Origin of the sequence: Aeromicrobium sp. (assembly GCF_049586495.1) — a bacterium.
In the GTDB taxonomy this organism is placed as follows: domain Bacteria; phylum Actinomycetota; class Actinomycetes; order Propionibacteriales; family Nocardioidaceae; genus Aeromicrobium.
Genome location: NZ_JBAVCB010000039.1, coordinates 1 through 11,690 on the forward strand (window position 1 = coordinate 1; position 11,690 = coordinate 11,690).

An 11,690-nucleotide genomic window follows, 5' to 3' on the forward strand; every position below is an offset into this window, starting at 1 on the left:
TGTACTTCAAGGACTTCAACTCCGGCGCCATGATCCAGAACATCGTCGACCGCGCCAAGAAGATGGCCATCAAGGACTTGCTGGAGCACGGTCAGCGTGGGCTGCGGGTGCAGCACATGCTGCAGGCGTGCCTGGATGAGTTCAAGGAGAACGAGGACCTGCCCAACACGACCAACCCCGACGACTGGGCGCGGATCTCGGGCAAGAAGGGTGAGCGCATCGTGTTCATCCGCACCCTCATCTCCGGCAAGAGTGGCAACGAGCCCGGTCGTTCCATCGACACTGTCGCCAACACGGGTCAGTACCTGTGACGCCCGAGCCCGGACCCACCTCTGATTGACCTGCATGCAGCGCGCCTGGACGACGCCGATGTGTTGATGCTGATCGACGAGGTGCAGGCCGTGTACGTCGGCATCTACGGCAACGCAGACGTCGCCCCCTTGGACGTGGCAGAGTTCCTCCCGCCACGGGGCCACTTCGTCCTCGCGCGCCTCGACGGCGTGCCGGCCGCCATGGGCGGCTGGCGTCTGCACGGACCGCGCGAGGGCGACGCCGAGATCCGGCGGATGTACGTCCGGCCAGCCTTCACCCGCCGTGGCCTCGGTCGCATGGTGCTGGCCGAGCTGGAACGGACCGCGTCCGAGGTGGGCGCCCGGCGGATGGTGCTGGAGACCGGCCGCCCACAGCCGGAAGCGATTGCCCTGTACCGATCGGCCGGATACGACGACATGGAGTCGTTCGGCTACTACTCCGCGTACGACGACAGCGTGCACCTGGGCAAGATCCTCGGGTCGACCTCTTCTAGGCTCCACCCATGACCGTCCGACGCGTGCAGGGCAGTGAGGTCGAGTACGGGATCACGGTGCAGGGACAGCCGCATGCCAATCCGATGGTGGCGTCGACGCACGTGGTCAACTCCTACGCGGCGGCACACGGCCTCACCCGGCGCGCTCGGTGGGATTTCGAGGAGGAGAACCCGCTGCGAGATGCGCGCGGATTCGACCTGAGCCGCGAGGCGGCCGACCCGAGCCAGCTGACCGACGAGGACCTGGGCCTGGCGAACATCATCTTGACCAACGGCGCTCGCCTGTACGTCGACCACGCGCACCCGGAGTTCTCCAGTCCGGAGGTCACCACGCCCCTGGACGTGGTGCGGTGGGAGAAGGCTGGCGAGGAGGTCATGCGATCCGGGGCAGAGCTGGCCGGCCAGATGCCCGGGGCGCAGCCGATCGTGCTCTACAAGAACAACATCGACAACAAGGGCGCCTCGTACGGCTCGCACGAGAACTATCTGATGAAGCGTGAAGTGCCCTTCGAGAACATCGTCGAGCACCTCACGCCCTTCTTCGTGTCCCGCCAGGTCTTCACCGGCGCGGGCCGGGTCGGGCAGCAGCAGGACGGCAGCGTGCCAGCTTTCCAGATCAGCCAGCGGGCCGACTACTTCGAGGTGGGGGTCGGGCTGGAGACCACGCTCAAGCGCCCCATCATCAACACCCGCGACGAGCCGCACGCCGATCCCAAGAAATACCGGCGGCTGCACGTCATCATCGGTGACGCCAACTGCTCGGAGACCGCAATTGTGCTCAAGCACGGGACCACGTCGCTCGTGCTCGCCATGATCGAAGCAGGTTTCCTGAGTCGCGGTCGCGCCCTGGCCAAGCCGATCCCGGCGCTGCACGCCATCTCCTACGACCACACACTGCGCCAGACGGTGGCCCTGGACGACGGCACCACGGTCACGGCGTTGCAGCTGCAGGGCTACTACCTGGACGCGGCACGTGAGTTCGTGGCGCAGGAGGGATCAGATCCCGAGACCGATCAGGTGCTGCAGCTCTGGGAGTCCACGCTCACCCGCCTTGCCGAGGATCCGATGCTGTGCGTCGATGAGCTCGACTGGGTGGCGAAGCTCGCGCTGCTGGAGCGCTATCGGGAGCGCGACTCGCTGGACTGGGACCACGCCAAGCTGCACCTGGTGGATCTGCAGTACCACGACATCCGGCTGCACAAGGGCCTGTTCCACCAGCTCGTGCGCACGGGGCGGATGAAACGCCTCCTCACCGACGAGGCGGTGCAGACCGCGGTCACCGAACCTCCCAAGGACACTCGCGCCTACTTCCGTGGCATGTGCCTGGCGCGGTTCGCGCCCGAGATCGCAGCCGCCTCGTGGGACTCTGTCATCTTCGACCTGCCCGGGCACGATTCGCTGCAGCGCATCCCCACGATGGAGCCGCTGCGCGGCACCGAGGAGATGGTCGGTCATCTGTTCGCGTCCAGCACCTCGGCTACTGAGCTGTTTCGCACCATCACGGCGTAGGCTGGAACCATGTCCGAGCAGCAGCACAAGAGCACCCGCAAGACCAGCGAGCCCGCAGAGCAGACCGAGGCCGCAACGGTCGACGCCGAGTCCAAGGCCAAGCTGGATGACGACGTCGACTCGATCCTCGACGAGATCGACGACGTCCTGGAGGAGAACGCCGAGGAGTTCGTGCGCAGCTTCGTGCAGAAGGGCGGCCAGTGAGCGGCCCGCTGCCTGAGGGCACGCGTCTGTCTGGCCAGTCCTCCTTCGCCGACTATCTCGCCACCAAGTCGCCGGATCTGCTGCCCCGCGCCGCGCACGTCAACAGCTCGGACCTCGCACCACACGGCACCACGATCGTCGCCGCCACGTTCGACGGGGGAGTCGTCATGGCGGGCGATCGTCGCGCCACGATGGGCAACATCATCGCCCAGCGCGACATCCAGAAGGTGTTCCCGGCCGACGAGTACTCCGTCGCCGGCATTGCCGGTAGCGCCGGCCTGGCGATCGAGCTGATCCGGCTGTTCCAGGTCGAGCTCGAGCACTACGAGAAGATCGAGGGCACTGTCTTGTCGGCCGATGGCAAGGCCAACCGTCTCGCCGCCCTGATCCGCGGAAACCTCGGTCTGGCCATGCAGGGCCTGGCCGTCGTGCCCTTGTTCGCCGCCTTCGACCTCGAGACCGAACAAGGCCGTATCTTCTCCTATGACGTGACCGGCGGACGATACGAGGAGCAGGACTTCCACTCCGTGGGCTCCGGAGCGGTGTTCGCCCGCGGCGCCCTGAAGAAGCTCTACACGCGCGGACTCACCGAGGGCGACTGCGTGACCGCCGCGGTGCAAGCGCTGTACGACGCCGCCGACGACGACTCCGCCACCGGCGGACCCGACCTGACTCGCCGCATCTTCCCGGTCATCTACTCCGTGACCGCCGACGGCTACCGCCGACTCGACGATTCGGAGGTCGGCTCCATCGCTGACGACGTCATCGGTGCCCGCATGCAGCGGCCCAACGGCCCCGCCGCCCCCCTGAACTGAGCACGAGGAATTTCATGACCCAGCAGTTCTACGTCTCACCCGAGCAGGTGATGAAGGATCGTGCCGACTTCGCCCGCAAGGGCATCTCACGCGGCCGCAGCGTCGTCGTGCTGCAATACGCCGACGGCATCGCCTTCGTGGCCGAGAATCCGTCCAAGGCGCTGCACAAGGTCAGCGAGATCTACGACCGCATCGGTTTCGCGGCAGTGGGCCGCTACAACGAGTTCGAGAACCTGCGCATCGCCGGCGTGCGACTGTCGGACATGAAGGGCTACTCCTACGACCGCCGCGATGTCACGGCTCGTGCCCTGGCCAACGCCTACGCACAGACCCTTGGAGCGATCTTCAGCTCGGCCGGCGAGAAGCCGTACGAGGTGGAGCTGTTCGTGGGCGAGGTCACCGTGGACGACTCACCCGACCAGATCTATCGCCTCACCTACGACGGGTCAGTCGCCGACGTCGAGGGATTTGGGGTCATGGGTGGCGAGCGTGAGTCCGTCGAGCAGTACCTCACCGAGAACTACGCTGCTGGCCTCGATCTGGACGGTGTCATCGCGCTGTCCGCCGCTGCGCTGGGCCACGACAGTGAACAGCCCCGCACCCTGACGGCCGAATCGCTGGAGGTGGGCGTTCTCACTCGAGCCCGTCCGCAGCCGCGCAAGTTCCGACGACTCAGCGACACCGAGGTCGCAGCCGCCCTCAGCCCTTGAGGCTGGCCGCGTCGACGATGCGTGCCTGGGGGCTACCCACCAGGGCAGGGGAGTTGCGCGCATTCGACCACACCTCGGTCTCGAGGAAGCGCTGGAAGTCCTGCGCCTCCTCGTTGCTGCCGAACTCGAGGTCGACGAGCACGTAGTGCGGGTCGTCAATCGGCTGCATGACCCGTTCGTGGAGGACACCGGCGTCGCGTCGGCGCTGAGCGAATCGATCGAAGGCGCGCGACCACGTGGTGAAGTCGCTGATGCGGTGTTCGATGAGCAAGGTGGGCATGTCGCACTCCGTTCGTCTGGTTGCTTCGACGGTAGGCACCACAGTGGGCGGACGCCATCCCAGGAATTTGGGGTGGCCCAGGCGTAGGCTCGCGCCGTGACTCGCGACGCCCGCGCAGCGCAGATGACGGCAGCCATCCAACGCATCGATGCCGCGACCGCCGACGACCGATCTGTCCGGGAGCAGATCGTGAGCGCCGTGCGACAGTTCGTGCCGTTCGACTTCCACGCCTTCGTGCTCACGGACCCCGTCAGCACCGTGGGCTGCTCACCCCTGGCCGACGTTCCGGACGTGGCCCGACTCCCGACGCTGATCAGGCTCAAGTACCTGACGGACATCAACCGCTGGACCGACCTTCCGTCGGGAGGTGCCACCTTGCTCGGTACGACCGCGGGACGACCTGAGCGGAGTCTGGTCTGGCGCGAGCATCTGGCCGCGCTCGGGGTCGTCGACGTCTACAGCGCCGCCTACACCGATCGCTTCGGCTGCTGGGGCTTCTTGGACCTGTGGCGGTCAGCCCCGTTCGAGAACGAGGACGTGGCGATGATGGCACGCGTTGCCCCTCGCATCACGGCCCTGCTGCGGGAAGCACAGATGTCAGCGTTCGTCCTGGTGGGGGCGCCCATGCAGCGACGAGGGGGTGCCAGCGCGTTGGTGATGTCACCCGACCTGGAGGTTCGAGCGCATACGCCGCAGAGCCGGGAGTGGATGGCCGCGCTCCTGCCACGGGAGTTGGGGCAGAGCATCGTCCCGGCCAGCGCCTACAACGTGGCAGCCCAGCTGCTGGCGACCGAGGCCGGCGTGGACACGCATGCTCCACAGGCTCGTGTCCACCTGGGCGGAGGCGAGTGGCTGGCGCTGCGAGCGGCCCGATGGTCCGGCCCGACACCACCTGACGAGCGAGATGTCGTGGTGACGGTGGAGCCGATCTCGTCGGCAGAACGTCGCGATCTCATCTCTCGGGTGCACGCCCTGACCGCACGCGAGGACGAGCTGCTGACGCGTCTGGCCGAGGGGATCGACACGCGCACTGCCGCTCGAGAGATGGCCATCAGCGAGCACACGGTGCAGGATCACCTGAAGTCCGTCTTCCGCAAGACCTCGACCTCCAGCCGACGAGAGCTGCTGGCGATGGCATCAGGACACTGAGGTTCCGCCTCCCGCGCCGTCGAACCCATCGCGACTAGGCTGATCGCATGGACCGGCGGATCTTCGGTATCGAGAACGAGTACGGCGTCACGTGCTCGTTCAAGGGCCAGCGCCGATTGTCGCCCGACGAGGTGGCCCGCTACCTGTTCCGACGCGTCGTGTCGTGGGGGCGCAGCAGCAACGTGTTTCTGCGCAATGGTGCACGGCTGTACCTCGACGTCGGCAGCCACCCCGAGTACGCAACTCCGGAGTGCGACGACCTGGTGGATCTCGTCACGCACGATCGCGCGGGGGAGCGGATCCTCGAAGCGCTGATGATCGACGCCCAGCAACGGCTCGCCGACGATGGTGTCGAGGGCGACATCTACCTGTTCAAGAACAACACCGACTCGGCCGGCAACTCCTACGGGTGCCATGAGAACTACCTGGTCGGCCGCGGCGGCGAGTTCAGCCGGCTGGCCGACATCCTGATCCCCTTCCTGGTGTCCCGCCAAATCATCTGTGGTGCCGGCAAGATCCAGCAGACGCCGCGCGGCACCGTGTTCTCGGTCAGCCAGCGTGCCGAGCACATCTGGGAGGGCGTCTCCAGCGCCACCACGCGATCACGCCCCATCATCAACACCCGCGACGAGCCGCATGCCGATGCCGAACGCTTCCGCCGCCTGCACGTGATCGTCGGCGACTCGAACATGAGCGAGACCACCACGCTGCTCAAGGTCGCCACCACAGACCTGGTGCTGCGCATGATCGAGGCTGGAGTCTCGATGCGCGACATGACACTGGACAACCCGATCCGTGCCATCCGCGAGATCTCCAACGACATGACCGGCCGTCGCAAGGTGCTGCTGGCCAACGGTCGTGAGCTGTCCGCTCTGGAGATCCAGGCGGAGTACTTCGGCAAGGCCGCTGAATTCGTCGATCGGCACGGGCTGCACACGCCCACCATCACCCGCGCCCTCGACCTGTGGGAACGGACGCTCAAAGCGGTGGAATCTGAGGATCTGTCGCTGGTCGAGCGCGAGATCGACTGGGTCATCAAGTACAAGCTGCTGGACCGTTACCGCACCGCCCACGCTATGAGCTGGGCCGATCCGCGCATCGCTCAGCTGGATCTGGCGTATCACGACATCCGCCGCGATCGTGGACTGTTCTATCTGCTGGAACGCAACAAAGCGGTGGCGCGGGTGACCACTGATCTGGGGGTCTTTGCCGCGAAGTCCATCCCCCCGCAGACCACGCGGGCCCGTCTGCGTGGCGACTTCATCAAGCGGGCCCAGGAGCGCCGCCGCGACTTCACCGTTGACTGGGTGCACCTGAAGCTCAACGACCAGGCGCAGCGCACCGTGCTGTGCAAGGACCCGTTTCGGTCGCAGGACGAGCGAGTGCAACGACTGATCGACGGCATGTAGTCGGGTTGTTCCCCCCGGTTACGATGGCGACGTTCTTGCGCCCATCTTTAAGGTCCTGTCTGTGAACCGTATTCTCGTCTCGGTCCTGTCCGCCGTGCTGCTCCTGTCAGCCTGCGGCAGCGAGAAGGCCTCCGTTGGCGGTCTGGATGCCATCACGGTGTCCAAGGCCTCGACCCCCAAGGTCACCGTCGCCGAAGGATTCGCCACCGAGACCACCGAGACCAAGGTCATCGAGGAGGGTGGGGGCGAGGCTGTCAAGGCCGGCGACACCGTCAAGGTCAACTACCTCGCGGTCAACGGCCGTACCGGCAAGCAGTTCGACAGCTCGTACGCGGCAGGTGCACCTGCCACCTTCACCCTTGACAAGGCCAGCATCCTGCAGGGGTTCATCACGGCGTTGGAGAACCAGAAGATCGGGTCTCGCGTCGTGGTGGCCATCTCCCCCAAGGACGGATTCGGACAGGACCGCAAGGAGCTCGAGCTGATGTCCGACGACACGATGGTGTTCGTGTTCGACCTCGTCTCCAAGGTCCCCACGGAGGCCAAGGGCGAGTCCGAAACATTGCCGTCGAACCTTCCCGAGCTGGTGCTCGACGCCAAGGACCAGCCTGAGAAGTTCGTCGCGAACGACGACACCAGGAAGGAGCAGACGAAACAGAGCGCCCATGTCGTCATCCAGGGCGACGGACCGGCAGTCAAGGCCGATCAGACGCTCAGCGTTCACTACGTCGGACAGGTCTACCCGTCCGGCAAGGTGTTTGACTCCTCCTGGTCGCGCGGCACCCCCGCGTCGTTCCAGCTCACCAAGGGCCAGCTGATCGACTGCTGGACCGATCTGCTGGCGGGTCAGAAGGTGGGCAGCCGGGTCGTGCTGGTCTGCCCGTCCGACACCGCGTATGGCGACGAAGGCCGCGAGCCCGACATCAAGGGCGGCGACACGCTGGTGTTCGCCATCGACTTGCTCGACGCTTCCTGACATATTCACTGCATGGCCGCCCGCAAGACCGAAAGGTTGATGAATCTCATCTTCCTGCTGCTGGTCAGCCGGCAATTCCTCACCAAGGTGCAGATCAGGCAGGCGATCGGTGACTACCGCGACGCCACCACCGCGGCAGCCTTCGACCGGATGTTCGAGCGGGACAAGGAAGACCTGCGCGAGCTCGGGATCCATGTGGAGATCGGCTCGCACGATCCACTGTTCGGTGACGAACAGGGATATCGCATCCCACGCGACACCGCTGAGCTCGCGGATGTCGCGCTGACCCGCGAGGAGGCAGCCGTCGTCGGGTTGGCCACCCAGGTGTGGGAACACGCCGGGCTGGCCACGGAGTCGACCACGGCTCTGGTCAAGCTGAAGTCCATCGGCGTCGATGTCGACACCAGCGTGCTGCGCATGGCCGAACCACGCCTGTCGACCGACGAGCCCGCTTTTGATGCGATGTGGGACGCCGCAACGCGACGCGTGCCGATCTCGTTCGTGTACGCCCGCCCGGGGCACGATGCCATGGAACGCCATCTGCAGCCCTGGGGCATCGTGTCGTGGCGCGACCGGTGGTACGTCGGAGGATTCGACCTGGACCGCCAGGCGCCACGACTGTTCCGTGTTTCTCGTGTCGTCGGTGAGGTCGACACGGTTGGCCCGCCTGGCGCCTACCAGGTTCCCGAGGGCACCGACATGCGCAAGGTCGCCAGGTCGCTGTTCGAGTCCGAGCCCGAGCGGACCGCGCATCTGCGCATCCGTTCTGGGCGGGGCCAGTCGCTGCGCCGCGACGCTGCACGTCTCGAACCGGGCACCGACGACTTCGACGAAGTCGAGGTTCGCTTCCACTCAGTCCACCAGCTTGCCGCGGAGGTCGCGTCCTATGGCCCCGACGTCGTGGCCATTGCACCCGTCGAGGTGCGCGACGCCGTCATCGCCCAGCTGCGCATCGCCGTGGGCGGCACGCTGGGTTCGATCGCATGAGCCGTTCGCAGAACCAGGTGCTGCGCATGCTCGCGATGGTTCCGTACCTGCAGAGCAACGATGGAGTACCGGTCAACGACGTCGCGACCGAATTCGGCGTCACGCCCAAGCAGATTCGCGACGATCTGAAGCTCTTGATGTTCACCGGAGTGGGGGAGTTTGCCGGCGAGCTGATCGACGTCGACCTCACCGCGCTGGAGGACGACGGCGTCGTCCACATCCGCGACGCCGAGTTCATGTCGCGCCCCCTGCGCATCTCCGGGCAGGAGGGCGCCGCGCTGATCGTCGCGCTGCGCACGCTGCGGGCCTCTGCGGCAGGGGATGAGCTGACCGTGATCGACTCAGCGCTGGCCAAGCTGGAGTCGGCCATGGGTGACACCGTCCACGCACCCGTCGACGTCGTGCTCGACCAGGAGGTCGATCCCGTCATCCACCACACCGTGGTGCGAGCACTGGCCGAGGGACTACGGCTCGCCATGGTTTACGCCACCGCAACCCGCGACGAGCAGAGCCAGCGCGAGGTTGATCCTCGTCGCGTGTTCACCGAGCGCGGCAAGCTGTACCTGGAGGCGTGGTGCCTGACGGCCGAGGACCTGCGGTTCTTCCGCCTCGACCGGGTCATCTCCGCCGAGACGACTGGTGAGCCGGTCGACGACCACGACGCCGCGTCCAGAGATCTCTCCGGCGGCATGTTCACCGTCGGGGAACAGACGCCCTTCGCCCTGGTCGAGCTGCACCCCGGGGCGCACTGGATGACAGAGTCCTATCCCGTCGAGCTGGTGGAACAGGACGACCGCGGTGTGTGGACGGCCAAGCTGTTCGGCGCCGACTGGGGCTGGCTGCGCCGCCTCGTGCTGCGCAACGCCGGCTCCGTCGCCGTGCTGGAGCCTGCCGAGCTGCGCGCCGAGGTGGTTGAGGCCGCTTGCCAAGCACTGGGCGCGTACGATGAGTGAGTACCTGCCCACCACCGCCTGATCGGCACCTGCACGGGAGTTCACATGTTCAAGCAAATCGGTCCCACCGAGATCTTGGTCATTCTCGGCATCGTCGTGCTGCTGTTCGGCGGCAAGAAGCTGCCCGAGCTGGCGCGCGGATCAGGCAAGGCGCTGCGCATCTTCAAGACCGAGGTCAAGGGACTCGGCGACGACGATGACAACGACGACGCGAAGAAGCCCGAGATCGAGGCCACCTCCGACGTCAAGCGCGTCGAAAAGCCCGAACAGGCCTGACCCACGTGGTCGCGGTCGGCGGCACCATGCCGCTGATGGACCACCTCCGTGAGCTGCGTTCGCGCCTCACCAAGGGTGTCCTGTTCATCATCGCCGGCACCATCGTGGCGTGGATCTTCTACGAACCGATCCTGGAATGGATGTCGAATCCATACGACACCATCCGTCCCAAGCTGGAAGCCAAGGGCATCGAGACCGATCTGGTTCTGACCGGTGTGGGTGGAGCCTTCACCTTCCAGCTCAAGATCTCGCTGATCGTCGGCCTGCTGCTGTCCAGTCCGTTGTGGCTGTGGCAGATCTGGGCGTTCGTCCTTCCCGCGCTGCATCGCGCCGAAAAGCGATGGGCCTTGTTGCTGACGGCCACGGGAGCGCCGCTGTTCGTCGGTGGCGCTTACGTGGGCTTCCTCGTGCTGCCCAAGGCGATCTTGGTGCTGATCGGCTTCGTGCCCGATGGCTGGGGCTCGCTGCTGACCGGCGCCGAGTACCTGAACTTCGTCGTGCGCATGATGTTGGTGTTCGGCGTGGCCGCCGAGATCCCGTTGGTGGTCACGATCTTGAACCGGCTGGGCATCGTCAGCGCCAGGCAGCTGGCTGACGCGCGCCCGTGGATCATCATTGGCATCTTCGTGTTCGCGGCGATCGCGACGCCCACGACCGATCCGCTGACGATGCTGTTCCTCGCCGCACCCATGACGATCCTGTACATGGTCGCGGAGGCCATCGCCTACGTCACCGACCGTCGGCGCAAGCGCGCCGCCCCACCGGAGATCGGCGACGACGAGTTGTCGTCCCTGGACGACTAGGCTGGGAACATGAGCACCCCGGCGGAGGCCTACGCCCGTTCGCAGGCGGATCGGGCTCATCCCCACCTGGCGGCGTTTCGAGATCGCTACGTCTTTGCTCTCGACGACTTCCAGGTGCAGGCATGTCGAGAGGTCGAGGCAGGCCACGGCGTGCTGGTCGCGGCACCCACAGGATCTGGCAAGACGATCGTGGGCGAGTTCGCGGTGCACCTTGCGCTGGCCACGCAGCGGAAGTGCTTCTACACGACCCCCATCAAGGCGCTTTCCAACCAGAAGTTCAATGATCTGGTCGAGATGCACGGGGCCGACCAGGTCGGTCTGCTCACGGGCGACAACACGATCAACGGCGAGGCGCCGATCGTCGTCATGACGACCGAGGTGCTGCGCAACATGCTGTACGCCGGCTCGCGCACGCTGGACCGACTCGGCTACGTCGTGATGGACGAGGTCCACTACCTCGCCGACCGGATCCGCGGCGCCGTGTGGGAGGAAGTGATCATCCACCTGCCCGAATCGGTGTCCGTCATCTCGCTGTCGGCCACGGTGTCCAATGCCGAGGAGTTCGGCGAATGGCTGACCGCCGTCCGAGGGGACACCGTCACCATCGTGGAGGAACGCCGCCCCGTCCCGCTGCATCAGCACGTGCTAGTGGGACGCAAGATGTTTCCGCTGTTCGAAGGTGACGATCAGGGCACGCAGGTCAACCGGCAGCTCGAGCGCATCGCCCGCGAGGACTGGCAGTTCTCGCGCATGCACAAGGGGCGCCCCGGCAAGGGCGGCTCGCGACCGCGCAGCCGGCACCGCGCCCCCAGCC

14 protein-coding genes and 1 pseudogene are annotated in these 11,690 nt (G+C 66.0%); 14 read left to right on the plus strand and 1 reads right to left on the minus strand.

Features of this window, described 5'->3' with window-relative positions; all coding sequences use genetic code 11:
- The 6 genes and pseudogenes from WB508_RS01960 to prcA all read left to right on the plus strand — a co-directional run.
- A pseudogene (locus tag WB508_RS01960) lies at positions 1-311 on the plus strand (proteasome ATPase); the annotation flags it as partial.
- Between the two features lie 66 nt (positions 312-377).
- Positions 378-818, plus strand: a complete 441-nt coding sequence (locus WB508_RS01965; protein ID WP_423843193.1) for a GNAT family N-acetyltransferase — start codon at positions 378-380, stop codon at positions 816-818.
- Entirely contained in the window at positions 815-2,314 is a 1,500-nt protein-coding gene (gene dop / locus WB508_RS01970; RefSeq protein WP_423843194.1) for a depupylase/deamidase Dop, read from the plus strand. The genes WB508_RS01965 and dop overlap by 4 nt, the downstream gene beginning before the upstream one ends.
- Before the next feature lie 9 nt (positions 2,315-2,323).
- Positions 2,324-2,518, plus strand: coding sequence for a ubiquitin-like protein Pup (locus WB508_RS01975; RefSeq protein WP_423843195.1), 195 nt, complete (start codon positions 2,324-2,326; stop codon positions 2,516-2,518).
- Positions 2,515-3,333 carry a proteasome subunit beta gene (prcB, locus tag WB508_RS01980; protein WP_423843196.1) on the plus strand — a complete coding sequence of 273 codons (819 nt, stop codon included), beginning with the start codon at positions 2,515-2,517 and terminating at the stop codon, positions 3,331-3,333. Before WB508_RS01975 ends, prcB begins: the two co-directional genes overlap by 4 nt.
- 14 nt (positions 3,334-3,347) lie before the next feature.
- The gene (gene prcA, locus WB508_RS01985) at positions 3,348-4,043 is read left to right on the plus strand and encodes a proteasome subunit alpha (RefSeq protein WP_423843197.1); all 696 of its coding nucleotides are present in this window, start codon (positions 3,348-3,350) and stop codon (positions 4,041-4,043) included.
- On the opposite strand, the gene WB508_RS01990 is transcribed toward prcA, so the two are convergent.
- Positions 4,033-4,323 carry a hypothetical protein gene (locus tag WB508_RS01990; RefSeq protein ID WP_423843198.1) on the minus strand — a complete coding sequence of 97 codons (291 nt, stop codon included), beginning with the start codon at positions 4,321-4,323 and terminating at the stop codon, positions 4,033-4,035. The two genes, prcA and WB508_RS01990, sit on opposite strands and share 11 nt — an antisense overlap.
- A 96-nt stretch (positions 4,324-4,419) precedes the next feature.
- On the opposite strand from WB508_RS01990, the gene WB508_RS01995 reads away from it, so the two are divergent.
- The 8 genes from WB508_RS01995 to WB508_RS02030 form a co-directional block, all read left to right on the plus strand.
- Positions 4,420-5,472 (plus strand): helix-turn-helix transcriptional regulator, encoded by a 1,053-nt coding sequence (locus WB508_RS01995; protein ID WP_423843199.1) that lies wholly within the window; start codon positions 4,420-4,422, stop codon positions 5,470-5,472.
- Positions 5,473-5,519: 47 nt separating this feature from the next.
- Complete coding sequence (pafA, locus tag WB508_RS02000) at positions 5,520-6,881, plus strand: Pup--protein ligase (RefSeq protein ID WP_423843200.1); 1,362 nt, start codon at positions 5,520-5,522, stop codon at positions 6,879-6,881.
- Positions 6,882-6,942: 61 nt separating this feature from the next.
- Positions 6,943-7,857: an FKBP-type peptidyl-prolyl cis-trans isomerase gene (locus WB508_RS02005; RefSeq protein ID WP_423843201.1), complete on the plus strand. Its 915-nt coding sequence runs from the start codon at positions 6,943-6,945 to the stop codon at positions 7,855-7,857.
- Positions 7,858-7,869: 12 nt separating this feature from the next.
- The gene (locus WB508_RS02010) at positions 7,870-8,844 is read left to right on the plus strand and encodes a helix-turn-helix transcriptional regulator (protein WP_423843202.1); all 975 of its coding nucleotides are present in this window, start codon (positions 7,870-7,872) and stop codon (positions 8,842-8,844) included.
- Positions 8,841-9,797 carry a helix-turn-helix transcriptional regulator gene (locus tag WB508_RS02015; RefSeq protein ID WP_423843203.1) on the plus strand — a complete coding sequence of 319 codons (957 nt, stop codon included), beginning with the start codon at positions 8,841-8,843 and terminating at the stop codon, positions 9,795-9,797. Before WB508_RS02010 ends, WB508_RS02015 begins: the two co-directional genes overlap by 4 nt.
- A gap of 45 nt (positions 9,798-9,842) precedes the next feature.
- Entirely contained in the window at positions 9,843-10,073 is a 231-nt protein-coding gene (tatA, locus tag WB508_RS02020) for a twin-arginine translocase TatA/TatE family subunit (protein ID WP_423843204.1), read from the plus strand.
- Positions 10,074-10,108: 35 nt separating this feature from the next.
- The gene (gene tatC / locus WB508_RS02025) at positions 10,109-10,876 is read left to right on the plus strand and encodes a twin-arginine translocase subunit TatC (protein ID WP_423843205.1); all 768 of its coding nucleotides are present in this window, start codon (positions 10,109-10,111) and stop codon (positions 10,874-10,876) included.
- A gap of 9 nt (positions 10,877-10,885) precedes the next feature.
- On the plus strand, positions 10,886-11,690 hold an 805-nt coding region (locus WB508_RS02030), incomplete at its 3' end, for a DEAD/DEAH box helicase (protein WP_423843206.1).

Bases quoted from the DNA above. Each gene is read 5' to 3' on its own strand.
- WB508_RS01965 (WP_423843193.1), top strand. From the start codon at position 378: ATGCTGATCGACGAGGTGCAGGCCGTGTACGTCGGCATCTACGGCAAC.
- dop (WP_423843194.1), top strand. From the start codon at position 815: ATGACCGTCCGACGCGTGCAGGGCAGTGAGGTCGAGTACGGGATCACG.
- WB508_RS01975 (WP_423843195.1), top strand. From the start codon at position 2,324: ATGTCCGAGCAGCAGCACAAGAGCACCCGCAAGACCAGCGAGCCCGCA.
- prcA (WP_423843197.1), top strand. From the start codon at position 3,348: ATGACCCAGCAGTTCTACGTCTCACCCGAGCAGGTGATGAAGGATCGT.
- WB508_RS01990 (WP_423843198.1), bottom strand. From the start codon at position 4,323: ATGCCCACCTTGCTCATCGAACACCGCATCAGCGACTTCACCACGTGG.
- pafA (WP_423843200.1), top strand. From the start codon at position 5,520: ATGGACCGGCGGATCTTCGGTATCGAGAACGAGTACGGCGTCACGTGC.
- WB508_RS02010 (WP_423843202.1), top strand. From the start codon at position 7,870: ATGGCCGCCCGCAAGACCGAAAGGTTGATGAATCTCATCTTCCTGCTG.
- WB508_RS02015 (WP_423843203.1), top strand. From the start codon at position 8,841: ATGAGCCGTTCGCAGAACCAGGTGCTGCGCATGCTCGCGATGGTTCCG.
- tatA (WP_423843204.1), top strand. From the start codon at position 9,843: ATGTTCAAGCAAATCGGTCCCACCGAGATCTTGGTCATTCTCGGCATC.
- tatC (WP_423843205.1), top strand. From the start codon at position 10,109: ATGGACCACCTCCGTGAGCTGCGTTCGCGCCTCACCAAGGGTGTCCTG.